The organism is Streptomyces sp. NPDC097617 (assembly GCF_044761485.1).
Taxonomy (GTDB): domain Bacteria; phylum Actinomycetota; class Actinomycetes; order Streptomycetales; family Streptomycetaceae; genus Streptomyces.
Genome location: NZ_JBIWCL010000020.1, coordinates 51,661 through 76,095 on the forward strand (window position 1 = coordinate 51,661; position 24,435 = coordinate 76,095).

The 24,435-nt window shown below is 71.6% G+C and carries 20 protein-coding genes; 7 read left to right on the forward strand and 13 right to left on the reverse strand.

Annotation, left to right across the window (positions count from 1 at the left end; translation table 11 throughout):
• Positions 1 to 91: 91 nt before the first annotated feature.
• From ACIQZO_RS27555 to ACIQZO_RS27565, 3 genes are all read right to left on the reverse strand, one after another.
• A complete protein-coding gene (locus ACIQZO_RS27555) occupies positions 92 to 1,537 on the reverse strand; it encodes an aldehyde dehydrogenase family protein (RefSeq protein ID WP_403631108.1) in 1,446 nt (481 codons plus the stop codon).
• Positions 1,538 to 1,732: 195 nt separating this feature from the next.
• A complete protein-coding gene (locus ACIQZO_RS27560; protein ID WP_403631110.1) occupies positions 1,733 to 3,313 on the reverse strand; it encodes a PucR family transcriptional regulator in 1,581 nt (526 codons plus the stop codon).
• Positions 3,314 to 3,455: 142 nt separating this feature from the next.
• Positions 3,456 to 5,804, reverse strand: coding sequence for an ATP/GTP-binding protein (locus ACIQZO_RS27565; protein WP_403631113.1), 2,349 nt, complete (start codon positions 5,802 to 5,804; stop codon positions 3,456 to 3,458).
• A gap of 251 nt (positions 5,805 to 6,055) precedes the next feature.
• Here ACIQZO_RS27565 and gabT point away from each other — a divergent pair, with 251 nt between their 5' ends.
• Both gabT and ACIQZO_RS27575 read left to right on the forward strand, forming a co-directional pair.
• The gene (gabT, locus tag ACIQZO_RS27570; RefSeq protein ID WP_403631115.1) at positions 6,056 to 7,402 is read left to right on the forward strand and encodes a 4-aminobutyrate--2-oxoglutarate transaminase; all 1,347 of its coding nucleotides are present in this window, start codon (positions 6,056 to 6,058) and stop codon (positions 7,400 to 7,402) included.
• Between the two features lie 448 nt (positions 7,403 to 7,850).
• Positions 7,851 to 8,360: a phosphatase PAP2 family protein gene (locus ACIQZO_RS27575; RefSeq protein ID WP_403631117.1), complete on the forward strand. Its 510-nt coding sequence runs from the start codon at positions 7,851 to 7,853 to the stop codon at positions 8,358 to 8,360.
• Here the strand turns inward: ACIQZO_RS27575 and ACIQZO_RS27580 are convergent.
• From ACIQZO_RS27580 to ACIQZO_RS27615, 8 genes are all read right to left on the reverse strand, one after another.
• Positions 8,326 to 10,086 carry a chitinase gene (locus tag ACIQZO_RS27580; protein WP_403631355.1) on the reverse strand — a complete coding sequence of 587 codons (1,761 nt, stop codon included), beginning with the start codon at positions 10,084 to 10,086 and terminating at the stop codon, positions 8,326 to 8,328. The two genes, ACIQZO_RS27575 and ACIQZO_RS27580, sit on opposite strands and share 35 nt — an antisense overlap.
• Positions 10,087 to 10,198: 112 nt before the next feature.
• Entirely contained in the window at positions 10,199 to 10,663 is a 465-nt protein-coding gene (locus ACIQZO_RS27585; protein WP_403631119.1) for a hypothetical protein, read from the reverse strand.
• 159 nt (positions 10,664 to 10,822) lie between these two features.
• The gene (locus ACIQZO_RS27590) at positions 10,823 to 12,241 is read right to left on the reverse strand and encodes an NAD(P)/FAD-dependent oxidoreductase (RefSeq protein ID WP_403631121.1); all 1,419 of its coding nucleotides are present in this window, start codon (positions 12,239 to 12,241) and stop codon (positions 10,823 to 10,825) included.
• Positions 12,242 to 12,281: 40 nt separating this feature from the next.
• The gene (locus ACIQZO_RS27595) at positions 12,282 to 13,088 is read right to left on the reverse strand and encodes an ABC transporter permease (RefSeq protein WP_189973253.1); all 807 of its coding nucleotides are present in this window, start codon (positions 13,086 to 13,088) and stop codon (positions 12,282 to 12,284) included.
• Positions 13,088 to 14,017, reverse strand: a complete 930-nt coding sequence (locus tag ACIQZO_RS27600; RefSeq protein WP_403631124.1) for an ABC transporter permease — start codon at positions 14,015 to 14,017, stop codon at positions 13,088 to 13,090. The genes ACIQZO_RS27595 and ACIQZO_RS27600 overlap by 1 nt, the downstream gene beginning before the upstream one ends.
• Positions 14,014 to 15,204 (reverse strand): ABC transporter ATP-binding protein, encoded by a 1,191-nt coding sequence (locus ACIQZO_RS27605; protein WP_403631127.1) that lies wholly within the window; start codon positions 15,202 to 15,204, stop codon positions 14,014 to 14,016. The genes ACIQZO_RS27600 and ACIQZO_RS27605 overlap by 4 nt, the downstream gene beginning before the upstream one ends.
• A 122-nt stretch (positions 15,205 to 15,326) precedes the next feature.
• Positions 15,327 to 16,577 carry a spermidine/putrescine ABC transporter substrate-binding protein gene (locus tag ACIQZO_RS27610; protein ID WP_403631130.1) on the reverse strand — a complete coding sequence of 417 codons (1,251 nt, stop codon included), beginning with the start codon at positions 16,575 to 16,577 and terminating at the stop codon, positions 15,327 to 15,329.
• 68 nt (positions 16,578 to 16,645) lie between these two features.
• On the reverse strand, positions 16,646 to 18,163 hold the full coding sequence (locus ACIQZO_RS27615; RefSeq protein ID WP_403631133.1) for a gamma-aminobutyraldehyde dehydrogenase: 1,518 nt from the start codon (positions 18,161 to 18,163) through the stop codon (positions 16,646 to 16,648).
• Positions 18,164 to 18,357: 194 nt separating this feature from the next.
• Between ACIQZO_RS27615 and ACIQZO_RS27620 the strand changes: the two genes are divergently transcribed.
• The 3 genes from ACIQZO_RS27620 to ACIQZO_RS27630 all read left to right on the forward strand — a co-directional run bounded on the left by ACIQZO_RS27620 (position 18,358) and on the right by ACIQZO_RS27630 (position 21,181).
• The gene (locus tag ACIQZO_RS27620; protein ID WP_403631135.1) at positions 18,358 to 18,912 is read left to right on the forward strand and encodes an NADAR family protein; all 555 of its coding nucleotides are present in this window, start codon (positions 18,358 to 18,360) and stop codon (positions 18,910 to 18,912) included.
• Positions 18,909 to 19,322, forward strand: a complete 414-nt coding sequence (locus ACIQZO_RS27625; RefSeq protein WP_403631138.1) for an NUDIX domain-containing protein — start codon at positions 18,909 to 18,911, stop codon at positions 19,320 to 19,322. Before ACIQZO_RS27620 ends, ACIQZO_RS27625 begins: the two co-directional genes overlap by 4 nt.
• A gap of 266 nt (positions 19,323 to 19,588) precedes the next feature.
• Positions 19,589 to 21,181: a TROVE domain-containing protein gene (locus ACIQZO_RS27630; RefSeq protein WP_403631141.1), complete on the forward strand. Its 1,593-nt coding sequence runs from the start codon at positions 19,589 to 19,591 to the stop codon at positions 21,179 to 21,181.
• Positions 21,182 to 21,191: 10 nt separating this feature from the next.
• On the opposite strand, the gene ACIQZO_RS27635 is transcribed toward ACIQZO_RS27630, so the two are convergent.
• Positions 21,192 to 21,893, reverse strand: coding sequence for a DUF4190 domain-containing protein (locus ACIQZO_RS27635; protein ID WP_403631144.1), 702 nt, complete (start codon positions 21,891 to 21,893; stop codon positions 21,192 to 21,194).
• Positions 21,894 to 22,003: 110 nt separating this feature from the next.
• Between ACIQZO_RS27635 and ACIQZO_RS27640 the strand changes: the two genes are divergently transcribed.
• A complete protein-coding gene (locus ACIQZO_RS27640; RefSeq protein ID WP_403631147.1) occupies positions 22,004 to 23,029 on the forward strand; it encodes an adenosine deaminase in 1,026 nt (341 codons plus the stop codon).
• A gap of 34 nt (positions 23,030 to 23,063) precedes the next feature.
• Positions 23,064 to 23,753 (forward strand): glycerophosphodiester phosphodiesterase, encoded by a 690-nt coding sequence (locus tag ACIQZO_RS27645; protein ID WP_403631150.1) that lies wholly within the window; start codon positions 23,064 to 23,066, stop codon positions 23,751 to 23,753.
• A gap of 94 nt (positions 23,754 to 23,847) precedes the next feature.
• Here the strand turns inward: ACIQZO_RS27645 and ACIQZO_RS27650 are convergent, their stop codons facing one another.
• Positions 23,848 to 24,366 carry a hypothetical protein gene (locus tag ACIQZO_RS27650; RefSeq protein ID WP_403631152.1) on the reverse strand — a complete coding sequence of 173 codons (519 nt, stop codon included), beginning with the start codon at positions 24,364 to 24,366 and terminating at the stop codon, positions 23,848 to 23,850.
• Positions 24,367 to 24,435 lie beyond the last annotated feature (69 nt).

Below are 24,435 nucleotides of genomic sequence, written 5' to 3' on the forward strand. Positions count from 1 at the left end.
AGTCGTACCCAAAGTCGGCGGGATGGAAAAGGGGGACGGCCGGAGCCCCCGCACAGTGGGCTCCGGCCGTCGGCTTTTTGGCCGTACGTGATCAGATGTCGAGGCCGGTCAGGACCAGGACTCGCTCGTACGTGTAGTCGTCCATCGCGTAGCGGACACCCTCACGGCCCACACCCGACTGCTTGACGCCGCCGTACGGCATCTGGTCGGCGCGGTAGGACGGCGCGTCGCCGATGATGACTCCGCCGACCTCCAGCTCGCGGTGGGCCCGGAACGCGGTCTGCACGTTGCGGGTGAAGACGCCGGTCTGCAGACCGAACTTCGAGTCGTTGACGGCGGCGAAGGCCTCGTCGGTGCTCTCGACCTTCTTCAGCGTCAGGACCGGCCCGAAGACCTCCTCGGTGGCGAGCTTGACGCCGTCCGGCACGTGGGCCACGACGGTCGGCTCGTACGAGGCGCCCGCGCGCTTGCCACCGGTGAGCAGCTTGGCGCCGCCGGCGACGGCCTCGTCGACCCAGGACTCGACACGCTGGGCGGCGGCCTCGGAGACGAGGGGGCCGACGTCGGTGGCGGAGTCGGACGGGTCGCCGGTGACCTGGGCCTGGACCTTCTCGACGACCTTCGCGACGAGGCGGTCGTAGACGGAGGCGTCGGCGATCACGCGCTGCACGGAGATGCAGGACTGGCCGGCCTGGTAGTTCGAGAAGGTCGCGATTCGGGTCGCTGCCCAGTCGAGGTCGGCCTCGGAGGACCAGTCGTCCAGGACCACGGCCGCGGCGTTGCCGCCGAGCTCCAGGGTGCAGTGCTTGTGGGGCACCGACTGCTGGATGGCGTAGCCGACGGTGTCGGAACCGGTGAAGGAGATGACGGGCAGACGCTCGTCCTTCACCAGGGCCGGCATCTTGTCGTTCGCGACCGGCAGGACCGACCAGGAACCGGCCGGGAGGTCGGTCTCGGCGAGCAGCTCACCCAGGATCAGCCCGGACAGGGGCGTCGCCGGGGCGGGCTTGAGGATGATCGGCGCGCCGACGGCGATGGCCGGGGCCACCTTGTGGGCGCACAGGTTCAGCGGGAAGTTGAACGGCGCGATGCCGAGGACCGGACCCTTGACGAAGCGGCGGGTCAGGGCGAGACGGCCGACACCGCCGGCGTCGGTGTCCAGGCGCTGGGCCTCACCGCCGTTGAAGCGGCGGGCCTCTTCGGCGGCGAAGCGGAACACGGACACCGCACGACCGACCTCACCGCGGGCCCACTTGACGGGCTTGCCGTTCTCGGCGGAGATCAGCTGGGCGATCTCCTCGGTGCGCTCGGCGAGCCGCTTGGACACGTGGTCCAGCGCCGCGGCACGCACATGGGCGGGGGTCGCGGAGAACTCCGCCGTCACGGCGTAGGCCGCGGCCACGGCCTCTTCGACCTGCTCGTCGGTGGGCACGCTGACCGTGCCGACGAGTCGGCCGTCCCACGGGGAGTGGACGTCGAAGCTGTCCTCGCCGGTGGCCTGGCGGCCGGCGAGCCAGAAGGCGTGGGTGGAAGTCATGCGAATCCCGGCCCTTCGAGAGTGTGCGGTGGATCCTGACCCCTCCACCGTAGGACTCCGGCGACGATTCGGCGTTTGTCCGGCGTGTAGTACCCGTCGCGGATGCTGCGCCGCTTTGTCAATGTCCGGTGTCCCGCTCGTCTGCTGGGGCGGAGGCGGCTGAGGGGGCCGGCGGGGCCGGCTGAAGGGGCCGGGCTACGCCGCGGGCGGGCTGGCCTTGAGGGCGAGCCACAGCTCCATGCGGACGTCCGGGTCCTCCAGGGAGCGGCCGAGGATCTCCTCGACCCGCTTCATCCGGTAGCGCAGGGTGTGCCGGTGCACCCCGAGGTCGGCGGCGGCCGCGTCCCACTGCCCGTGGCGGGAGAGCCAGGCCTGGAGCGAGGCCACCAGGTCGCCGCGCCCGGTCGCGTCGTGCTCCCGCAGGGCGCGCAGGGTGCCGTCCGCGAAGGCTCGTACGGCGTCGTCGGCCAGCAGCGGCAGGACCGAGCCCGCCGCCATGTCCTCGTGCTCCACCATCGGCCGGCCCCGGCGCCGGGCCACGGCCAGGGCCTGGTCGGCCTGCTTGAGCGCCGCCGCCACGCCGCCCGGTCCGGCGGGCGCGGACAGGCCGACCACCAGTTCGTCAAGCTCGGGCCCGGCGGTGTCCCGGCCGCGCCGTGCCTCCAGTGCCTCCGCGTGGTCCGCGCACGCCTGCACGGCGGAGCCCCCGTCGGAGGCGAGGATCACGAGCCGGCCCTCCTCCGGGACGACCAGCAGCGTCTCCCCCGTGCGGGCGGCCGCCGACTCCACCGTGTCGGCGAGCAGCGCCAGGCCTTCCGGCTGCGCGGTCCCGGCCAGCGCCGGCTCGGCCGCGATCAGCCGGAAGGGGGCTTCCAGCAGGGCCCCGTACAGATCGCCGGCCACGGACCGCGCGTGCTCCGCCTCGCCCGCCAGCAGCATCCGCAGCACCGCGGCCCCCAGCCGGGACTCGGCGTCGTGCAGCGAGCGCGAGCGCTCGGTGGTGAGGGTGAGCAGCGCGACCGCGGAGTGGACGGCGTACCGCTCGGCCGTGCCCAGGGGGGCCGCGGTCCCCACGGCGAGGGCGCCGCGTGCCCGCCGGCCCGTGCCCAGGGACTGGAGTTCGACGCGGTCCTCGGACCCGCCGACCACGGCGCTCGCGGGCGCCGGACGCTCGCGCAGCCGCTCCACGTCGGGGGTCAGCCGGGCGGCGCGCCGCGCGGCCCAGTCGGGGGCGGCCGCGACGACCGCGCCCGAGGTGTCGTACAGCGCGGCCCAGCCGTGCACGTGCGCCGCCAGCTTGGCCAGCAGCTCGGCGGGACCGTCGACGGAGAGCGCGGCGCGCGTCAGCTCGCGCTGCGCCTCGAAACCGGCGGTGACGGCGCGGTACTGGTCCGCCGCGAGGGCTGCGGAGACGGCCTTGCTGATCGCCAGGAAGGGAGTCCGCCGCGGCACCTCCAGCAGCGGCATGTCCTCGGTCCGCGAGGCCTCGACGAGCGCCTCCGGGATCTCCTCGTAGTTGACGCCGATCGCGAAGCCGATGCCGACGACCCCGGCCGCGGCGAGCCGTCGCACGTAGGCCCGCATCTCCTGCGGGTCCCCCGCGTCCAGCTTCATCGCGGTGATCAGCAGCAGCTCCCCGCCCTCCATATAGGGGACCGGGTCGGCGAGCTCACTGACGTGGGCCCAGCGCACCGGCGTATCGAGGCGCCCCTCCCCCGCCCGGACGCTGAGCTTGAGCGCCGAGTGCTGAACGAGTGAGGCGAGGGTGAGCGGCATCGGTTACCAGTGGCCTTAGCGGGAGGGGACGGCGGAGCGGAGGACGGCAGGCAGAAACAGGAGGAGAACCGTCGGCGGATTTCGCCGTGTCGTACGAACTACTCCCCTCGATTCTGCCACCTCGTACGGGTCGGGGTGCGGGTCAGGACGTTCCGGCCAGGCGGACCAGCAGCGGCGCCGCGCGTTCCCCGCGTACCGAGGTCAGCGACAGCACGGCGTGCCCCGGCGGCACGGCATGCGCCAGGTCCGACGCGGACCACCGCTCACGCTCCACCTGCCGCACGGTCACCGCGTCCGTGGTGACAGCCTTGCCGGTCACGAGCTTGCGGAAGGAGTGCATCAGCCGGGTCAGCGGCTGATCGGCGAAGACGGTGCGGTGGGTGACGTCCCGCGTCTCCACCCACTCGGTTCCCCAGGCCTCGGCGAAGCGCTTGCCGTCCCAGGTGGTGACCCCGGAGAAGGCCATCCGGCAGCCGACCGCCCCGAGCAGGGGCGTGCGCAGCGCCTCCGGTACGTCGTCCAGCGTGCGCAGGGTGAGCAGGACGCCCGCGTGCACCGAGCGCAGCCGCTGAACGCCCCGCACGGTCCCGGCGGTCAGAGTGTGCGAGGCGTCGTCGAGGGCGAGGAAGGCGAACAGGGAACGGTCCGTGCGGGCGGCCGCGGCGGCGTTGAACTGGGTGAGCAGCAGCCGGGCCAACATCCGGGAGGCGTCGGCGTGCCCGCGCTCGGGCAGGTCGACGCGGACGCGGATCGGGTGCTCCAGGGCGCGCAGGGAGAACGGCCGGCCCTGGCCGGTGGTGTCGAAGAAGCCGGCGAAGGCGGGCCGGTCCAGCAGGGCCACCCGGTCGGCGAGGGCCGGGCCGGGATCCGCCGGGGCGCCGTGCTGGCGGGCCCGGGCGTCGAGCTCGCGCAGCATCGCGTGCTGCCCGGCGAGATCGCGGCGCAGGGTGTCGAAGGCGGTGGGAAGCCCGTCGAGCAGCTCGCGCAGCTCGGGCACGGCCGGGAAGCGGTCGTACGCCGCCCGGAACGGCCCGAGGAGCTGGGCGAGGGCGGTGGCGGCCCGGCGTACGTCGATCCCGGGTACGTCCCCGACGAAGGCCTCGGCAAGCAGGGTGGCGGCCTCGTCGGGGTCGGTCGCACCGCCGTAGAGGTCGAGGTCGTAGACGGAGTCGGGGTCGCCGACGCGGACCACGACGTCGAAGGCTGCGTCCGGTCCGAGCTGGGCGCCGGCCGCGCCGACGGCGACGACGGCGGCCTGGCCGGCGAGTGCCTGGAGCGAGAGCGACTCGACGACGGGCCGCACCAGATGCCGGGTCTTGCCGGTGCCGGAGGGTCCGATGGCGAGCAGTGACGTGCCGAGCACGTCGGGGTCGAGGGCGAGGGCGGTGCCTCGGCGGGAGTACGGGTTGCGGGTGCCGTCCTCGACGGCGCCGAGCAGCACCTGCCGGGCCAGCAGATCGTGCCGGGCGGCCCGCACGGGCAGGTCCCGTGTCCCGGACGGGTGTACGCAGGCCCCCGCGCCCTGGTCGCGCACGGCGTCGGCGAAGGCCCGCATCCGCGATGGGTCGACGCGTACGGAGTCCCACGCGCGCCGGATCCGGGTGTAGTCCACGTCGTTCATCCGCCCGCCCCCGGCCTCCGCCTCCAACCGCTCGGCCGCCTCTCCCAGCCCGGCGGCCCGTAGCTGGGGCCAGCGGGCGGGGTCGTCCTCCTGCTCCTCGGCAGGTGCCGCCCGCGGGCGGTCCGGGCCCGCCGGAGCCGTGGTGGGCCGGAGCCTGCGCAGCAGGCGGACGGCGCCGCCGAGCCAGGCGAAGCCCAGCACGACGGCCACGTCGATTGCGGTCTTCGCCGTGTTGTCGAGGGCGAGGTTGGCCTCCTGGTCCGTGCCGTACGGCAGGAAAGCGAAGACCAGTTGCCGGAGCGGCAGCTGGTGGTTGTCGACGAGGAGGAGTGTCACCCAGGCCAGCGGCACGACCGCGAGGGCCGGAGCCCAGGGTCCGCGCTCGACGACCAGGCGGCTCCAGGCGGTCCGCCAGCTGCCGAGCCGGCCGAATCCGTAGAGGAGCGCCGCGACGAAGAGCAGCTCGTAGATCGGCTTGGCCCGCATCCCGCCCGTCCCCATGACGGGCTCCCCGTTCGCGGCGTACCAGCTGTCCGGGGTGAAGAGGTTCAGCGGCGCGTCCCAGAAGGGGATGTACGTGTTGCGCATGAGGGACCAGACGAGGACGCACGCCAAGAAGGAGATGAGGGCTCCGGTGGCGAGCGCCCGGTCGGGGGTCCGCGCGGGCTCCATCTCCGCCCGCGGGGTGTGCCCGTAGCGCCATACCCCCGGCTCGGCGTCCGGACGGGGGGTGCGCAGCCAGTCGGCGACGGTCGGCCCGCGGTCCGGTGCGTGGCGCGGCTTGGGTGGGTGCGCCGGGGGCTCGGCAGCAGGTCTCGGTACGCGGTCCGAGCGGGTCGCCCGTCCGTCGTGCGTGCCGTCGGTGTCCATGAAACCCCTGCCCCCTGCCCGTGCCTGCGCTGCGTCGCTCAATGTAGTTGCCCGACGTCGGCCGTGGGCCCGTACCCGCTCTCCGATTCGCCGTGCCGTCCGCGGGACGCCCGCCGGGTCCTTCCTATGGCCGTCGCGGACAAGGACACGCGGTGATCACTACCGAACGGAGCATGCAGGACCCCCGCTCCCGGGCCTAGCCTGCGGACAAAGAGACACGTGCGTCCGAAAACACCCCCCAGGAGCCCCCTATGACCGCTGTTCCGCAGGAACGCAAGATCGTCACCGCGATCCCCGGCCCGAAGTCGCAGGAGCTGCAGGCCCGGCGCCTGCGGACCGTGGCCGGTGGCGTGGGCTCCGTGCTGCCCGTCTTCACGGCCCGTGCGGGCGGCGGCATCATCGAGGACGTCGACGGCAACCGCCTGATCGACTTCGGCTCCGGCATCGCCGTGACCTCGGTCGGCGCCTCCGCCGAGGCCGTCGTGCGCCGCGCCTCCGCGCAGCTCGCCGACTTCACCCACACCTGTTTCATGGTCACCCCGTACGAGGGCTACGTCGAGGTCTGCGAGGCCCTCGCCGAGCTGACCCCGGGCACCCACGCCAAGAAGTCGGCGCTGTTCAACTCCGGCGCCGAGGCCGTAGAGAACGCCGTCAAGATCGCCCGTTCCTACACCAAGCGCCAGGCCGTCGTCGTCTTCGACCACGGCTACCACGGCCGTACGAACCTCACCATGGCGCTGACCGCGAAGAACATGCCCTACAAGCAGGGCTTCGGTCCGTTCGCCCCCGAGGTCTACCGCGTCCCGGTCGCCTACGGCTACCGCTGGCCCACCGGCGCCGAGAACTGCGGCCCCGAGGCCGCCGCCCAGGCGATCGACGAGATCACCAAGCAGATCGGCGCCGACAACGTCGCCGCGATCATCATCGAGCCGGTCCTCGGCGAGGGCGGCTTCATCGAGCCGGCCAAGGGCTTCCTGCCCGCGATCGTGAAGTTCGCCAACGACAACGGCATCGTCTTCGTCGCCGACGAGATCCAGTCCGGCTTCTGCCGCACCGGCCAGTGGTTCGCGTGCGAGGACGAGGGCATCGTCCCGGACCTGATCACCACCGCCAAGGGCATCGCGGGCGGTCTGCCGCTCGCCGCCGTGACCGGCCGCGCCGAGATCATGGACGCCGCGCACGCGGGTGGCCTGGGCGGCACCTACGGCGGTAACCCGGTGGCCTGCGCCGGTGCGCTCGGCTCCATCGAGACCATGAAGGAGCTCGACCTCAACGCCGCGGCGAAGAGGATCGAGTCCGTCATGAAGGCCCGCCTGACGGCCATGCAGGAGAAGTACGACATCATCGGCGACATCCGCGGCCGCGGCGCCATGATCGCGATCGAGCTGGTCAAGGACCCGGTCTCCAAGACCCCGTTCCCGGAGGCGGCCGGCGCGCTCGCCAAGGCCTGCCACGCCGAGGGCCTGCTCGTCCTCACCTGTGGCACCTACGGCAACGTGCTCCGCTTCCTCCCGCCGATCGTCATCGGCGAGGACCTGCTGAACGAGGGCATGGACCTCATCGAGGCCGCGTTCGCCGCCATCGGCACGGCCATCTGATCGAACGGCGAGAACGTGCGCGCGTCACGGCCGGTCGCTACCGGCGGTAACAGGCGGACGCTGTGAAGAAGCTGTGGGGGGCCGATGGCGGGAGCGCGATCCTGCTGTCGGTCCCCCTTTCGCTGCCGTACGGTTTCTGCAGATGAGTGAGACAGCCCGCTCACGGGAAACCGGGGGCGATACCAGTACTGGGCTTCCCCAGCACCGTACTGGGCATGCGTTCGCGCACACTCCTCACCGATCGGACAGCCGTTCGCCCCAAACCCCCCGGGGCGTCCGGCAACCCGATCCGGGCGGCCGTCCCGGAACCATCCCCCCTGTTCCGGGACGGCCGGCCACTCCTCTCCTGATCGCCGCCGTCTGCGGCATCCTCTTCTCCCTGGTCACCTGGCAGGTACTGGTCTCCGGCCCGCTGCTGGCCCCGGACCACGCGCTGAGCCGCGCCCTGGTGCGCACGCTCCCGGACTCCGTCACCGAGCGCCTCTCGGACCTCGGCAACATCCCGGTCGCCGTACCCGTCCTCGTGCTGGCCATGGCCTACGCCGCCCGGCGCGGGCGGCTGCTCGCCGCCGGGGCCGCGGGCCTGGCCATGGCTCTGGTACCGGCCCTGATCATCCCCTTCAAGGAGTGGACCGCCCGCCCCGGCCCGCTGGAACCGTGGGCCGCCGGCTACTTCCCCTCGGGCCACACGGCCACCGCGGCCGTCGCCTACTTCGGCGCGGCCCTGCTCGTGCGCCCGTACACCCGCCGGGCATGGCCGACGGCCGTCGCCCTGGTGCTCACGGGGGCGACGGCCGTCGGGCTGATCCTGCGGGGGTGGCACTGGCCGCTGGACGTACTGGCCAGCCTGCTGCTCTGCACTCCCCTGCTGCTCGGTGCGGCGTGGCCCGACCGGGTCGGCGGGGTCGGCCGGGTCGGTCGGCTCAGCCGCCGTAGTATCCGTCGAAGTTCCGGCTGAACTCCCAGCCGCCGAAGCGGTCCCAGTTGATCGACCAGGTCATCAGGCCGCGCAGCCCCGGCCAGGTGCCGTGGGTCTGGTAGGTCCCGCAGTCGGTCTTCTTCGTCAGGCAGTTCAGCGCCTTGTTCACCTCGGCGGGCGCGGTGTGGCCGTTGCCTGCGTTGGTCGTGGCCGGGAGGCCGATGGCGACCTGGTCCGGGCGCAGGGCCGGGAAGACCCGGGCGGTGTTCCCGGCGACCGGGAAACCGGTGAGCAGCATGTCGGTCATGGCGATGTGGAAGTCCGCGCCGCCCATGGAGTGGTACTGGTTGTCGAGGCCCATGATCGAGCCCGAGTTGTAGTCCTGGACGTGGAGCAGCGTGAGGTCGTCGCGCAGGGCGTGGATGACCGGGAGGTACGCGCCGGCGCGCGGGTCCTGGCCGCCCCAGGTGCCGGAGCCGTAGTACTGGTAGCCCAGCTGGACGAAGAAGGTCTCCGGGGCCATGGTCAGGACGAAGTCCGGGCCGTACTTGGCCTTGAGGGTCTTCACGGCCGAGATCAGGTTGACGACCACCGGGGTGGTGGGCGCCCGGAAGTCGTTGTCCCCGGTGGCCAGGGACAGGGAGTGCCCCTCGAAGTCGATGTCCAGGCCGTTGAGGCCGTACTCGTCGATGATGTTGCTGACGGAGGAGACGAAGGTGTCCCGGGCGGCCGTGCTCGCGAGCTGGACCTGACCGTTCTGGCCGCCGATCGAGATCAGCACCTTCTTGCCGGCCGCCTGCTTGGCCTTGATGGCCGCCTTGAACTCGGCCGCGGATTCGACGTTCGGGCATTCCGCGACCGGGCAGAGCCGGAAGCGTATGTCGCCCGAGGTCACCGAAGTGGGTTCGCCGAAGGCGAGGTTGATGACGTCCCAGGAGGCGGGCACGTCCGCCATCCGGACGTATCCGGAGCCGTTGGCGAAGCTCGCGTGCAGGTAGCCGACCAGCGCGTGCGCGGGCAGGCCACCGCCGCCCCCGCCGCCGCCGGGCGTGGTCACGGAGGCGGGGGCGCTCTGCGGGGAGGCGCCCGCCGCGTTCACCGCGCTGACCCGGAAGGTGTGGGTGGTGGCCGCGGCGAGTCCGGTCACGGCCGCCGAGGCGGAGGTGACGGACAGCGGCGCCGCGCCGTCCCGGTGGACGGTGTACGAGGTGGCGCCCGGCACCGCCGACCAGGTCAGCGCGACCGAGGTCGGCGAGGTGGCGGAGGCGGTCAGGCCGGTGGGGGCGGCCGGGAGCTGGGGCTGGCCGGGACCGCCGGGGTCCGGGCCGACCAGGGTGAGGTCGTCGGTGACGTGGGCGGGCTGGCCGTACCAGCCGTGGGTGTAGACCGTCACCGAGGTCGTGGACGGGCCGGTCCGGAAGGTGGCCGTCAGCTGCTTCCACGCTCCGGGCGTCTGCGTCCAGGCCGACACGTCGGTGGTGCCGGTGCCGCTCGCGCCGAGGTAGACGTACGCGCCCTGCACCCAGGCGCCGAGCGTGTACGTCGAGTCGGGCTTGACGGTGACGGTCTGCGAGCAGCGGGCGTTGTCCTGGCCGGCCGGGGTGGCCCGCAGGGCGGAACTGCCGCCGTGGACCGGTGTGGTGACGGTGGCTCCGCTGCCGCCCGAGCAGCTCCAGCCGTCGAGGCCGGCTTCGAAGCCGCCGTTGCGTACGAGGTCGGCGTCGGCCGCCGCGGCCGGCGGGCCCGCGGCGAGGAAGCCGGCCACCGCGAGGGCGGCGGCCGTGAGGAAGGGTAGGGCTCTGCGCACAACTGCCTCCGGGGCATGGGGGGATGGAGGGGGTCAGCGGCGCCCAAGATGGTCCAGACCAATGCCCTTGTCAAGGTCTCCGGCCCCCCTTCGCCAGCACGCACGCGGCCGCCTCGTGCATCGCGGTCTCCAGTACGGCCGGGTCGGTGAGCGTCCCCTCGCCGTCCGGGAGCACCAGCCAGCGCACCCCGCCGGTCGCCCGGCCGGGGTACGGGACCACGATCCAGGTCCCGCGCCCGGCGCCCCGCACTCCCGTGCCGAGCCACCGGGAGGACGTGCCCGCGGGCACGAAGAAGCCCAGCCGGGAGTCGCCGAAATCGGCGAGCACCGGGCCGGGCCGGTCGACCATCAGGCGCAGCACGTCGAGAGTGGGCCGCCCCAGCTCCCCGGGCATGATCAGCACGTCCCAGCGCCGGCCGGCGGGCAGCAGGGCGACCCCGAGGGGGTTTCGCTCCCACTCCCACCGGCAGGCCCCCGGATCCGGCGCCACCGATACCAGCCATGCCACTGCCGTCTTGGCCCCCGGGATCGTCATCGCCCGGCCTCCGTTCCCTGTAGGTGAGGGGTTCTCACCTGGAGAGAGCAGGGCCGGGCGCGGGTATGACGCGGGTTTCGTTACTCCATGGCAGTGAATCGGGTCACACCGTGACGGGGAGTCCGCGCCGGGGCCGCGGGGCGCGCCGGGGCCGCGGGGCTAGCTGTCGAACCCGAGGCCGAAGCGGTCCAGAGTCTTGAGCCACAGGTTCCGGTGTCCGCCGCGGGCGTCCGCGCGGGCCAGCGACCACTTGGTGAGCGCGATCCCGGTCCAGGCGAAGGGCTCGGGCGGGAACGGCATCGGCTTCGACTTCACCATCTCCAGCCGTGTGCGCTCGGTGGTGAGCCCGTCCAGCAGGTCGAGCATCACATCGGCGCCGAACCGGGTGGCTCCCACGCCGAGGCCGGTGTAGCCGGCCGCGTAGGCCACCTTCCCCGCGTGCGCGGTGCCGAAGAAGGCCGAGAAGCGCGAGCAGGTGTCGATCGCGCCGCCCCACGCGTGGCTGAACTTCAGACCCTCCAGCTGCGGGAAGGCGGTGAAGAAGTGCTCCGCGAGCTTGAGGTAGGTCTCGGGGCGGTGGTCGTACTCGGAGTCGAGCTTCCCCCGGTAGGGGTAGATCGCGTCGTAGCCGCCCCACAGGATCCGGTTGTCGGGGGTGATCCGGAAGTAGTGGAACTGGTTGGCGCTGTCGCCGAGCCCCTGCCGCCTCTTCCAGCCGATGGCGGCGAGCTGCGCCTCGTCGAGCGGCTCGCTCATCAGCGCGTAGTCGTAGACCGGGACGGTGAACGGGCGGACCCGGCGGACCAGCGAGGGGAAGATGTTGGTGCCGAGGGCGACCCGGCGGGCGAGGATCGTGCCGTAGGGGGTCGTCACGGTCATCCCGGAGCCCGCCGCGGCCAGCTTGAGGCCGCGGGTGTTCTCGTAGATCCGCACCCCGAGCTCCAGGCAGGCCCGCTTGAGGCCCCAGGCCAGCTTCGCCGGGTTGAGCATGGCGACGCCGTCGCGGTCCCAGAGGCCCGCGAGGAAGGTCGGGGAGTCGACCTCGGCGCGCACCGCCTCGCCGTCCAGCCATTCGGATCCGTCGGCGAGGCCCAGGCGCAGTGCCTCCTCGTGCAGTTCGCGCAGCTCCTCGACCTGGTGCGGTTCCGTGGCGACGTCGATCTCGCCGGTCCGCTCGAAGTCGCAGTCGATGCCGTAGCGGGCGACGGCCTCCTCGATGGCGTCGAGGTTGCGGGCGCCCAGTTCCTCCAGCTCGGCCAGCTCGCCGGGCCAGCGGGCCAGCCCGTTGCTGAGCCCGTGGGTGAGGGAGGCGGCGCAGAACCCGCCGTTGCGGCCGGAGGCGGCCCAGCCCGCCTCCTTGCTCTCGATCAGTACGACGTCCCGCTCGGGGTCGCGTTCCTTGGCGATCAGGGCGGTCCACAGCCCGCTGTAGCCGCCGCCGACGACCAGCAGGTCGCACCGCTCGTCGGAGGTCAGCGCCGGCTCGGGCGCGGGCTTGCCGGGGTCGTCCAGCCAGTACGAGACCGGCTTCGCTTCGGAAAGGGATTTCGCAACACTACGCATGGCGACTGGGGCCATGTCTTCCAACTCCCTACGGAACTGATGACGTGCTGCCGAATTACTTCGGCTGTGCCTTCTTGCGGCGGTTGCCGACCATCTGGCCGGCGAGGACCACCAGCACCGCGATGACGAACATCGCCGTGCCGATGACGTTGATCTGCACAGGCGTACCGCGCTGGGCCGATCCCCACACGAACATGGGGAAGGTGACGGTGTTGCCCGAGTTGAAGTTGGTGATGATGAAGTCGTCGAACGAGAGCGCGAAGGAGAGCAGCGCGCCCGCCGCGATACCGGGCGCCGCGATCGGCAGGGTGACCCGTACGAAGGTCTGCACGGGGCCGGCGTAGAGGTCGCGGGCGGCCTCCTCCAGCCGCGGGTCCATGGACAGGACACGCGCCTTGACGGCGGCGACGACGAAGCTGAGGCAGAACATGATGTGCGCGATCAGGATCGTCCAGAAGCCCAGCTGGATGCCCATGTTGAGGAAGAGCGCGAGCAGCGAGGCCGCCATCACGATCTCGGGCATGGCCATGGGCAGGAAGATCAGCGAGTTGACCGCCCCGCGGGCCCGGAAGCGGTAGCGCACGAGCGCGAAGGCGATCGCGGTGCCCAGCGCGGTCGCGACCAGGGTGGACCACAGGGCGATCTGGAGCGAGAGGGACAGCGACCCGCACATGTCGGCGACCCCGCAGGGGTCCTTCCACGCGTCGAGGGAGAACTCCTGCCAGGCGTAGTTGAACCGCCCGGTGGGGTTGTTGAAGGAGAAGACGGTGACGACGACATTCGGCAGGATCATGTACGCGAGCGTGCCGAGGCCCGCGATGACGACCACGTTGCGCCGGAGCCAGGTGAGGGGATTGCGCATCAGACCAGGTCCTCCGTCCCCGCTCGGCGGATGTAGATGGTGACCATGATCAGCACGATGGCCATGAGAATGAACGACAGCGCGGCCGCCGTCGGGTAGTCGAGGATCCGCAGGTACTGCGACTGGATGACGTTGCCGATCATCCGGGTGTCCGTGGACCCGAGCAGCTCGGCGTTCACGTAGTCGCCGCTCGCCGGGATGAAGGTGAGCAGGGTCCCGGAGACCACGCCCGGCATGGAGAGCGGGAAGGTCACCTTCCGGAAGACCGTCGAGGGGCGGGCGTACAGGTCCCCGGCCGCCTCGTGGAGGCGGGTGTCGATGCGCTCCAGCGAGGAGTACAGCGGCAGGATCATGAAGGGGAGGAAGTTGTACGTCAGGCCGCAGACCACCGCGAGCGGCGTGGCCAGGACCCGGTCCCCCTCGGTCATCCCGAGCCAGCTGGTGACATCGAGGAAGCCGACGTTGTTGAGGACGGCGACCACCGGGCCGCCGTCGGCCAGGATCGTCTTCCAGGCCAGCGTGCGGATCAGGAAGCTGGTGAAGAACGGGGCGATGACCAGGACGAGGAGCAGGTTGCGCCAGCGGCCCGCCTTGAAGGCGATCAGGTAGGCCAGCGGGTACCCGAGCAGCAGGCAGAGCGCGGTCGCGGTGCCCGCGTAGAGCAGGGAGCGCAGGAACTGGGGGTAGTACTCGATAAAGGCGTCCCAGTAGGTCCCGAAGTGCCAGGTGACCTTGAAGCCCTCTTCGAGGGAGCCGGTCTGCACCGAGGTGGAGGCCTGGTAGACCATCGGCAGCACGAAGAACACCAGCAGCCACAGGATGCCGGGGAGCAGCAGCCAGTACGGGATCAGCCGCTTGCGCAGGGACGCCTTGTGCACCGGGGGTTCGGTGGGGGCGGGCGCCTGGGGCGGCGCCGCGGTGGTGCTCATGCGCTCTCCTCCACCGTCTCGATGCCCGCGTCGCCCATCGTCCCTGCAAGCATGGACTGAGCCGCGTCGAGGCCGAAAGTGTGCTCCGGGTTCCAGTGCAGAATCACCTCGGCGCCCGGCACCAGGCGGCTGTCCCGCTCGATGTTCTGGGCGTACACCTCCAGCTCCGGACAGACCTGGCTGTCGATGACGTACTGCGTGGAGACGCCGATGAAGGAGGAGTCGGCTATTCGGCCGGTAATCTTGTTGCGGCCGGCCGCGATGGTGTGCTCCTCGTCGGCGTGGACCAGGGAGATCTTCTCCGGGCGGACGCCGACCAGAAGTTTTCCGCCCGTACGGGGGGTGGTCGCGCAGCGGGCCGCGGGCAGCCGCAGGACGGCGCCGGAGGCGGATACGACGATCTCGGACCCGGAGCCGGCGGCGGCGCCGGTGCCCGCGGTCTCCACGGTGGCCTCGATGAGGTTCGAGGTGCCGAGGAAGTTGGCGACGAAGGTGGTGCCCGGATTCTCGTACAGATCGGCGGGGGCGCCCAGCTGCTCGACACGGCCGCCGTTCATCACGGCGACCGTGTCGGCCATGGTCATGGCCTCCTCCTGGTCGTGCGTGACGTGCACGAAGGTGATGCCCACCTCGGTCTGGATCCGCTTGAGCTCCAGCTGCATCTGGCGGCGCAGCTTGAGGTCGAGGGCGCCGAGCGGCTCGTCGAGGAGCAGCACCTGCGGGTGGTTGATCAGAGCCCGGGCGACGGCGACGCGCTGCTGCTGGCCGCCGGACAGCTGGTGCGGCTTGCGCTGGACGAACTGGCCGAGCTGGACCAGCTCCAGCATGTCGTCGACCTGCTTCTTGACCGACTTGATGCCGCGGCGGCGCAGCCCGAAGGCAACGTTCTCGAAGATGCTCAGGTGCGGGAAGAGCGCGTAGCTCTGGAAGACCGTGTTGACCGGGCGCTTGTACGGCTGGAGGTCGGTGACCTCCCGGTCGCCGAGGTGGACCGTGCCGGTGGAGGGCTCCTCCAGGCCGGCGATCATGCGCAGGGTGGTGGTCTTCCCGCATCCGGAGGCGCCGAGCAGGGCGAAGAAGGAGCCCTGGGGGATGGTGAGATCCAGCGGGTGCACGGCGGTGAAGGTGCCGTAGTGCTTGCTGATCCCGGAGAGGCGGACGTCGCCGCCCGCGGTCTTGTCAGTCATGGAATGGTCCCGGGGTTGGGTGGGGCAAGGGGTCGAAGGCTCGGCGGAGCCGGCCGGGCCGCGCCGCCGGAGTCGTCCGGCGGTCGGCGATGCGGTCCGGCGGGCTCGCCGCAAGGCGTGCGTCAGGCGCCGATGAGCTTGGCGAACTTCTCCTCGTACGCCGTCTCTTCCTCGCTGGTGAGGGAGCGGAAGGCGTGGGCCTTGGCGGCCATCGCCTTGTCCGGGACGATCAGGGGGTTGTCCGCGAGCTCGGGATCGATCTTGGCCAGTTCGTCCTTGACGCCCTCGACCGGGCAGACGTAGCTGATGTACGCGGCCAGCTGGGCGGCGATCGGCGGCTCGTAGTAGAAGTCGATGAGCTTCTCCGCGTTGGCCTTGTGCCGGGCCTTGACCGGGACCAGGAGGTTGTCGCTGGAGGTGATGTATCCGGGGGCGGGGATGGCGTACTTGATGTCCGGGTTGCCGGCCTGGAGCTGGATGATGTCCCCGGCCCAGGCGAGGCAGGCGGCGAGGTCGCCCTTGTCCAGGTCGGAGGTGTAGTCGTTGCCGGTGAAGCGGCGTATCTGGTTCTTGTCCACGCCCTTCTGGAGCCGGCCGACGGCCTCGTCGAAGTCGGCGGTGGTGAAGGTGGCCGGGTCCTTGCCCTGGTCGAGCAGGGTCATGCCGACGGAGTCGCGCATCTCGGTGAGGAAGCCGACGCGGCCCTTGAGGGACGGGTCGTCGAGCATCTGGGTGACGGAGTCGACCTTCTTGCCGCCGGTCGCCTTCTCGTTGTAGGCGATGACGGTGTCGATGCCGGTCCAGGGGTAGCTGTACGCCCGCCCCGGGTCCCAGTCGGGAGTGCGGAACTGCGGGATGAGGTTGGCGTAGGCGTGCGGGAGGTGCGCGGGGTCCAGCTTCTGGGCCCAGCCGAGGCGGATGATGCGGGCGGCCAGCCAGTCGGTGACCACGATCAGGTCGCGGCCGGTGTCCTGGCCGGCCGCGAGCTGGGGGCGGACCTTGCCGAAGAACTCGACGTTGTCGTTGATGTCCTCGGTGTACTTGACCTTGATCGCGGTCCGCTTGGTGAACTCCTCCAGCGTGGGACGGGACTTCTCGTCCTCGCTGGTGTCCATGTACTCGGTCCAGTTGGAGAAGTTGATCTCCTTCTCGTCGGCCGAGTGGTCGTCGGAGGCCACGGCCGCGTCCCCCGCGCGTTTGGCGGGCGGGATCCCGCACCCGGCGAGGGCGGACAGCCCCCCGAGGGTGAGCGCTCCGACTCCGCCGGCGCGCAGCAGCGAGCGGCGGGTGAGGGCCCCGCGCCCACTGGTGAGGCTGCGCCGCATCGCGGCGAGTTGCGCCGCCGAGAGGCGGTCGGGCTCGAACTGCTCCATGCGCTGTGCCCTTTCGGGAGGTGTACCGCTGGTCAGGCGGTGGGCCCACGCGGCGGTGGCCGCGATGGTTACGGACGGTCCCCGAAGATCGTGCGGTGCCAGTCCTTCTCGGCGACCGCCGTGTTGTCGTACATCACGTGCTTCACCTGCGTGTACTCCTCGAAGGAGTAGGTCGACATGTCCTTTCCGAAGCCGCTGGCCTTGTAGCCCCCGTGGGGCATCTCGCTGATGATCGGAATGTGGTCGTTGACCCAGACGCAGCCCGCCTTGATCTCGCGGGTGGCCCGGTTCGCCCGGTAGAGGTCGCGGCTCCAGGCGGAGGCGGCGAGTCCGTACGGGGTGTCGTTGGCCAGCGCGATGCCCTCGTCGTCGGTGTCGAAGGGCAGGACGACCAGGACCGGACCGAAGATCTCGGACTGGACCACCTCGCTGTCCTGGGCGGCGCCGGCGATGAGGGTGGGCCGGTAGTACGCGCCCGCGGCGAGGTCACCCGCCGGGACCTCACCGCCGGTGACGACGGTGGCGTAGGCGCGGGCCCGGTCCACGAAGGCGGCGACGCGGTCGCGCTGGGCGTGCGAGACCAGCGGGCCGAGGTCGGTGGTGGACGCGAAGGGATCGCCGAGGCGGACGCTCTCCATCAGCTCGGCCACCCGGGCGACGAAGGCGTCGTGCAGGGGTCGCTGGACGTAGGCACGGGTGGCGGCCGTGCAGTCCTGGCCGGTGTTGATGAGGGAGGCGGCGACGGCGCCGTGCGCGGCGGCCTCCAGGTCGGCGTCGTCGAAGACGAGGAAGGGGGCCTTGCCGCCGAGCTCCAGGTGGAGCCGCTTGACGGTGGCGGTGGCGATCTCGGCGACCCGCTTGCCGACGGCGGTGGAGCCGGTGAAGGAGGTCATCACCACGTCGGGGTGGCCCACCAGGTGCTCGCCGGCTTCGCGGCCGGCGCCGGTGACGATGTTGATCACGCCGTCGGGCAGGCCCGCGTCCTTGGCGGCCTGCGCGAACATCAGCGAGGTCAGCGGGGTGAGCTCGGCGGGCTTGAGGACGATGGTGTTGCCCGCCGCGATGGCCGGGAGGATCTTCCAGGCGGCCATCTGGAGCGGATAGTTCCAGGGCGCGATCGAGCCGACGACCCCGATGGCCTCACGGCGGACGTACGAGGTGTGGTCGCCGGAGTACTCACCGGCCGCCTGCCCCTGGAGGTGCCGGGCCGCGCCCGCGAAGAAGGCGGTGTTGTCGATGGTCCCCGGCACGTCGAACTCCGTGGACAGTTTGATCGGCTTGCCGCACTGGAGGGACTCGGCGTGGGCGAAGTCCTCCGCCTGCTCGGCCAGGACGGCCGCCAGCCGGTGCAGGGCGTCCGAACGCTCTCCGGGAGTGGCGCCGGACCAGCCCGGGAAGGCCCTCTTGGCGGCGGCGACGGCCTCGTCGACGTCCGCGGTGCTCGCGAGCTCGTAGGTGAGGACCTCGTCGCCGGTCGCCGGATCGACCACGGTGTGTGACCGGCCGGAGGTGCCGGGCCTCAGCTGGCCGTCGATGTACTGCGCGCCGTCTGCGAAGCGGTCTTTGACCTGGAAGCGGTTGCCCATAACGCTTTCACGCTCTCCGTAGCTACAGTTCGAGCTACAGCTCGAATTGAGTGCCGATCCTGGCAGAGGTGATGCCCTCGGCCAAGTGATTCCGTTGTTTCCTTTTGATTACGCGACGGAATCGGTCGACCATGTGTCGAGGCGCACCGAAAATCCCGTACGAAGTGTCAGTGGCGACTGCCAGACTCGCGTGCATGGAGATGATCGACGATCTGATCAAGCAGGTCAGCCGTGGTGAACGGGTGAAGTACCTGCCGTTCTGGGGGCACCGCCCGCTGCCGGACGGCCGGCTCGGTCCGAGCTGTATGAGCCAGTGGTGGCCCTCGGCCTTCACTGTCGGTGACGTCCGTTATGCGACCGCGGAGCACTGGATGATGGCCGGCAAGGCGCGGCTGTTCGGCGACCGCGAGGCGGAGCGCGCCGCGCTGGAGGCGAAGAGCCCGGCGGCCGCGAAGAAGGTCGGGCGGCTCGTGCGCGGCTTCGACGACGCGATATGGAAGCGGGAGCGCTTCGCCCTGGTCGTCGAGGGCAGCGTGCACAAGTTCGGCTCCGACCCGGCACTGCGCGGGTACCTGCTGGGCACCGGAAACCGGGTGCTGGTGGAGGCGAGCCCGATGGACCGGATCTGGGGCATCGGGCTGGCCGCGGACGACGAGCGCGCGCTGGACCCGGCGCACTGGCGCGGGCTGAACCTGCTGGGATTCGCCCTCATGGAGGCCCGGACGCGGCTGCGCGAGGACGGCGCGTGACGGAGCGGCGCCGGGTCGCCGCCGTGATCGTCCGGGACGGCTGCGTGCTGATGGTGCGCGAGCGGGGTGCGGGACCGGCGGGGCGGCATGACGGGCCGGAGTACTGGACACTGCCGGGCGGCGGCCTGGAGGCGGGCGAGGAGCCCGAGGACGCGGTCCGGCGGGAGGTGGCCGAGGAGACCGGCCTGCGCGCCCTGGATGTGCGGTACGCCTACGACGCGCCCTACCCGTCGGGCCGGACCGCGTGCTTCCGCGTGGAGGTCGAGCCCGGCGAGCCGGTTCTCGGCGTCGACGCGGGCCTCACGTGCGACTGCCCGCGGATGGTCGGGCTCGTCTGGGTCCCGCTGTCGCGCGCGGTCGACGGCCACGAGGTCATGGTGCCCACCCTGCTCTCGGCGGCGCGGGTCTGACGGCAGGCGGGCCTGAGGGGAAGCGGTCCGAGGTAAATGCGTGGCGGCAACCCGAAACGGCTGCCTAACGTGATCAGCGTCCAGGTGCGAAGGCGAGACCTACTTCGACTCATCATCGGGCGGCCGCGGGTTCGAGTCCCGTCACCGGCTTCGGGCCGGTGTAGCTCAGCTGGTAGAGCACCTGACCAGTCCGTCGCCGACCTCTGACCTCGGGCATCCCGCATGTCGCGCCTCCCCCATGTCTCTTTGAATTCGGGGGGATTCACATGACTCGCTTCAACCTGCGCTCAGCGGGGCCCGCGCCCGGCGGTGCGCCCACCTCGCCCGTTCGCTCGGCCGGCCCCGCCCGCACCCACCCGGGTGGCCCGGGCCGGCTGCGCGACCCGCGTTCCGAGCTGTTCCTGCTCGCCGTCGCCAACTTCGTGACGCAGCGGACCTTCTACGAGAGCGGCGAGGCGCGCGACGACCGGTTCGCGGCGCTCGTACGCACCCTCGCCGTCGAGGATCCGCACTGGACGGCCGGTCTGCTGGGCTGGCTCCGCGGGGACGCGAACATGCGGACCGCGTCCCTCGTCGGCGCCGCCGAGTACGTGAAGGCCCGGCTCGACGCGGGCGCCACCGAGGGCCCTTCGAACCGCCGGGTCGTGGACTGCGTACTGCGGCGCGCGGACGAGCCCGGCGAGCTGCTGGCCTACTGGACGTCGACATACGGGCGGGCCGTGCCCAAACCCGTCAAGCGCGGTATCGCCGACGCCGTGCGCCGGCTCTACTCCGGCAGCTCGCTGCTGAAGTACGACACCGACTCCAGGGCCTATCGCTTCGGTGACGTCCTCAACCTGGTGCACGCCTCCCCCGACCCGGCCAAGCCCTGGCAGGGCGAGCTGTTCCGGCACGCCCTCGACCGCCGGCACCACCCGCAGGACGCGGAGGTCCCGGCCGGCAACCGCACCCTGGCCGCCCACCGGGCGCTGATGGAGCTGCCGGTGGAGCAGCGGCGCGCCGTGGTGAGCGCACCGGACGCCGCCGAGCGGCTCGCCGAGGCGGGCATGACCTGGGAGGCACTGGCCGGTTGGCTCCAGGGGCCGATGGACGCGGCCGCCTGGGAGGCGGTCATCCCGTCCATGGGGGTGATGGCGCTGCTGCGCAACCTGCGCAACTTCGACCGGGCCGGGGTCTCGGACGCGGTGGCCACGCGGGTCGCGGCGGGGATCTGCGACCCGGAGGTCGTCGCCCGGTCCCGGCAGTTCCCCTTCCGCTACCTGGCCGCCCACCAGCACGCGCCCTCGCTGCGCTGGGCGTACCCGCTGGAGCAGGCGCTCGGGCACTCACTGGCCAACGTGCCGGCGCTGCCCGGCCGGACGCTGGTCCTCGTCGACCGGTCGGGGTCGATGTGGTCCCCGCTCTCGGACCGGTCCCTGCTCAACCGGGCCGACGCCGCCGCCGTTTTCGGTACGGCGCTGGCGCTGCGGGCCGAGCAGGCCGACCTGGTGCAGTTCGGTACGACCAGCCAGGAGGTCCGCTTCAGCCGGGGCGAGTCCGTACTGAAGGTGCTGGAGCGGTTCGGATCGCTCGGCGGGACCTACACGGCCAAGGCGGTGCAGCAGCACTACCGGGGCCACGACCGGGTGTTGATCGTCACCGACGAGCAGGCCACCTACCACGGACACGGCAACGATCCGACGGCCGAGGTGCCGTCCGCCGTTCCGGTCTACACCTGGAACCTGGCCGGCTACCGCGTCGGGCAGGCGCCTTCCGGCGGCGCGAACCGGCACACCTTCGGCGGGCTCACGGACGGAGCCTTCCGGATGGTGTCCCTGATCGAGGCCGGCCGCGACGCCGACTGGCCCTGGGCCTCCTGAGGCGGCCCGGTCAGACCTTCTCGCGGATCTGGGAGTTGTCGTAGGGGCTGTCGTAGGGCGAGTCGTCGATCGGGCCCTGATCCTGGAAGCCGGCGAATATGACCACGATCATCAAGGCGCCGAGGACGATGCCGACCGCACCGAGGATGATGCCGGCCAGCGCCATCCCGCCGTTGTCGGCCTCGCCGCGGCTCGCCTTGCCGCGGCCCAGGGTGCCGAAGACGACCGCGGCTATCCCGAGGGCTATCGCGAAGAAACTGGTGATGCAGGCGACGACCGAGAGGATCCCGAGGACCAGCCCGGTGATGCCGAAGCCGTTGCTGCGCCGGGCTCCGTACGGCGGATACCCGCCGGGGGCCGGGTATCCCTGGTACCCCGGATATCCCGGGTACGGGCTCTGCCCGGGGTAGCCCGCGTCGCCCGGGTATCCGTACCCCGGCTGGGCCGGGTATCCGTACCCCTGCTGGGCCGGGTACCCGTACGCCGCGGACGCGGGCGGCCCGGCTGTCGGGGGCGGCGTCGGTGTCGCGGGGGAGGGCTGGGCCGGCGCGGCCGGGGGGAACTGGTCGCCCGGCATCCCCGCGAGCGTCGGCTGATCGTGCACGGACGGCGGGCCCGACACGCCCGGCGTGCCCTGCGACTTGCCCAGCTCGACCGGCGGACGCTCCAGCGGCGCCCACGGGTCACGCGGCTCGGGACTGCTGTCGGTCATACGGCGCCCCCCTCTCGTACAGCCATGCTAAGCGCTGCCACCGACAGTCACCGGGGTGCCTACGATGAATCCCGACCCGACCGCACCCGCGTCCTTTCGGAGGCAACCCCATGACCGACCTGCACCCCTTCATCGCGGGGCTGCCCAAGGCCGAACTCCACGTCCACCACGTCGGCTCGGCATCCCCGCGCATCGTGGCAGAGCTCGCCGCCCGGCACCCCGACTCGAAGGTCCCCACCGACCCCGAGGCCCTCGCCGACTACTTCACCTTCACCGACTTCGCGCACTTCATCGAGGTCTACCTGTCGGTGGTCGACCTGGTCCGCACCCCGGACGACGTCCGCACCCTCACCTTCGAAGTCGCCCGCGACATGGCCCGGCAGAACATCCGCTACGCCGAGCTGACCATCACCCCGTACTCCTCCACCCGCCGCGGCATCGACGAGAAGGCCTTCATGGAGGCCATCGAGGACGCCCGCAGGGCCGCCGAGACCGAGCTCGGCGTCATCCTGCGCTGGTGCTTCGACATCCCCGGCGAGGCCGGCCTGGAGGCCGCCGCGGAGACCGCCCGGCTCGCCGTCGACCTGCACCCCGAGGGCCTGGTCTCCTTCGGCCTCGGCGGCCCCGAGATCGGCGTCCCGCGCCCGCAGTTCAAGCCGTACTTCGACGCCGCCCGCGCCGCCGGCCTGCACAGCGTCCCGCACGCCGGCGAGACCACCGGCCCGGAGACGATCTGGGACGCCATCCGCGAGCTGGGCGCCGAGCGCATCGGCCACGGCACCAGCGCCACCCGGGATCCGGAGCTGCTCGCGTACCTCGCCGAGCACCGGATCGCCCTGGAGGTCTGCCCGACCTCCAACATCGCCACCCGCGCGGTGACCGACCTCGACCTGCACCCGGTCAAGGAGATGGTCGCGGCGGGCGTGCTCGTCACCATCAACAGCGACGACCCGCCGATGTTCGGCTCCGACCTCAACAACGAGTACGCGGTGGCCGCACGCCTCCTCGATCTGGACGAGCGCGGGCTCGCGCAGCTCGCGAAGAACGCCGTCGAGGCCTCCTTCCTGGACCCGGCCGGCAAGGCGAAGCTCAACGCGGAGATCGACACGTACACGGCCGAATGGCTCGCGCGCTGACGTCCGCCCGGAACGCGCCCCTGAGAATGGGGACATGAGCACTCTGACTGCCGTCGGCCATCGCGGCGATCCCTACCGTGTCCGTGAGAACACCCTGGCCTCGATCCGCTCCGCCTTCGCGCGCGGGGCGGACGATGTCGAGATCGACGTACGGCTGACCCGGGACGGGGTGCCGGTCCTGCTCCACGACGAGACGCTCCAACGGCTGTGGGGCTTCGACGTCCGCCTCGACGACATCACGGCCCCACAGCTCAAGGAGTTGACGCTGGGCGGGGTACCCACGCTGCGCGACGCCCTGACGGCCGCCGGCACGGGCCGGCTGATGCTCGACCTGCCCGGCGCCACCCCCGAAGCGGTACGGACCGTCGTGGGCCAGGTCCGCGAGTGCGGGGCGCGCGAGCACACGTACTACTGCGCGGGACCGAACACGATGCTGGCGGTCCGCGCCGCCGATCCGGGCGCGGAGATCTCGCTGACCTGGACCTCGCTGTCGCCGCCGCGCCGGGCGCTGATCGACGCCCTGGCTCCGCGCTGGCTCAACTACCGCTTCGGGCTGCTGAGCCGGGACCTGGTCGACGCGCTCCACGGGGAGGGCCTGCTGGTGTCGGCCTGGACCGCGGACACCAGGCGGACGATGAAGGCCCTGGTGGCGGCGGGGGTCGACTCGATCACCACGAACCGGCTGGACGCGCTGGCGTCCGTACGGGCCGGGCTCGGGCGGTGAGCACGGCCCCTCCGCGGTGACGGGCAGGTCTTCGGACAGGCCCTGAACACCCGGGTGTTCAGGGCTCTGGCGGCAGGACGGGCCCGCGGCACCGCTACCGCACCGAGGCGGCCCGCTCCGGCCGGGGCTCACGCTCGGGCTCGGGCGCTCTTTCGGGCATGGCCTCCAGGCGCTTGATCATGCGGCGGAGCACCAGCAGGGGGATCACCCCGAAGACGCCGAACGACATGTCGATGACGCTCCACCAGACCGGGATTCCCCGCAGGGGGCCGCAGATCAGCGCCAGCGGAATCACCCCGGCGCAGGCGATCATGCCGGCCTCGACGATCCAGACGTTGCGGACCGGGTCGCGGTGGACCCCGTAGAAGAAGACGGCGATGACGAGGTGGGCGAAGGCGAGCCAGTCGGTCCCGTAGAGGAGGAAGGGGTAGTCGGCGTCGGCCCGCTCCAGCCCGTCGCCCACCCGTCGCAACCACTCGTTGTCGATCAGGGCGTTGGCCCAGCGGAGCTCGCTGACCAGGGGGAAGGCGGTGAGGCCGCTGAGCACGAGGCAGATCAGGAACAGGGTCAACCAGGCACGGATCCGCCGCTGAAGGGCGCTTCTCTCGCTCATGGAAGGAAGCCTACGCCTGTTTCTGAACACGTTCAGCCAAATTGCTGAACGTGTTCAATAGCCTTCGCG

Bases quoted from the DNA above. Each gene is read 5' to 3' on its own strand.
- ACIQZO_RS27555 (WP_403631108.1), bottom strand. From the start codon at position 1,537: ATGACTTCCACCCACGCCTTCTGGCTCGCCGGCCGCCAGGCCACCGGC.
- ACIQZO_RS27560 (WP_403631110.1), bottom strand. From the start codon at position 3,313: ATGCCGCTCACCCTCGCCTCACTCGTTCAGCACTCGGCGCTCAAGCTC.
- ACIQZO_RS27565 (WP_403631113.1), bottom strand. From the start codon at position 5,804: ATGGACACCGACGGCACGCACGACGGACGGGCGACCCGCTCGGACCGC.
- gabT (WP_403631115.1), top strand. From the start codon at position 6,056: ATGACCGCTGTTCCGCAGGAACGCAAGATCGTCACCGCGATCCCCGGC.
- ACIQZO_RS27585 (WP_403631119.1), bottom strand. From the start codon at position 10,663: ATGACGATCCCGGGGGCCAAGACGGCAGTGGCATGGCTGGTATCGGTG.
- ACIQZO_RS27590 (WP_403631121.1), bottom strand. From the start codon at position 12,241: ATGGCCCCAGTCGCCATGCGTAGTGTTGCGAAATCCCTTTCCGAAGCG.
- ACIQZO_RS27595 (WP_189973253.1), bottom strand. From the start codon at position 13,088: ATGCGCAATCCCCTCACCTGGCTCCGGCGCAACGTGGTCGTCATCGCG.
- ACIQZO_RS27600 (WP_403631124.1), bottom strand. From the start codon at position 14,017: ATGAGCACCACCGCGGCGCCGCCCCAGGCGCCCGCCCCCACCGAACCC.
- ACIQZO_RS27605 (WP_403631127.1), bottom strand. From the start codon at position 15,204: ATGACTGACAAGACCGCGGGCGGCGACGTCCGCCTCTCCGGGATCAGC.
- ACIQZO_RS27610 (WP_403631130.1), bottom strand. From the start codon at position 16,577: ATGGAGCAGTTCGAGCCCGACCGCCTCTCGGCGGCGCAACTCGCCGCG.
- ACIQZO_RS27615 (WP_403631133.1), bottom strand. From the start codon at position 18,163: ATGGGCAACCGCTTCCAGGTCAAAGACCGCTTCGCAGACGGCGCGCAG.
- ACIQZO_RS27620 (WP_403631135.1), top strand. From the start codon at position 18,358: ATGGAGATGATCGACGATCTGATCAAGCAGGTCAGCCGTGGTGAACGG.
- ACIQZO_RS27630 (WP_403631141.1), top strand. From the start codon at position 19,589: ATGACTCGCTTCAACCTGCGCTCAGCGGGGCCCGCGCCCGGCGGTGCG.
- ACIQZO_RS27635 (WP_403631144.1), bottom strand. From the start codon at position 21,893: ATGACCGACAGCAGTCCCGAGCCGCGTGACCCGTGGGCGCCGCTGGAG.
- ACIQZO_RS27640 (WP_403631147.1), top strand. From the start codon at position 22,004: ATGACCGACCTGCACCCCTTCATCGCGGGGCTGCCCAAGGCCGAACTC.
- ACIQZO_RS27645 (WP_403631150.1), top strand. From the start codon at position 23,064: ATGAGCACTCTGACTGCCGTCGGCCATCGCGGCGATCCCTACCGTGTC.
- ACIQZO_RS27650 (WP_403631152.1), bottom strand. From the start codon at position 24,366: ATGAGCGAGAGAAGCGCCCTTCAGCGGCGGATCCGTGCCTGGTTGACC.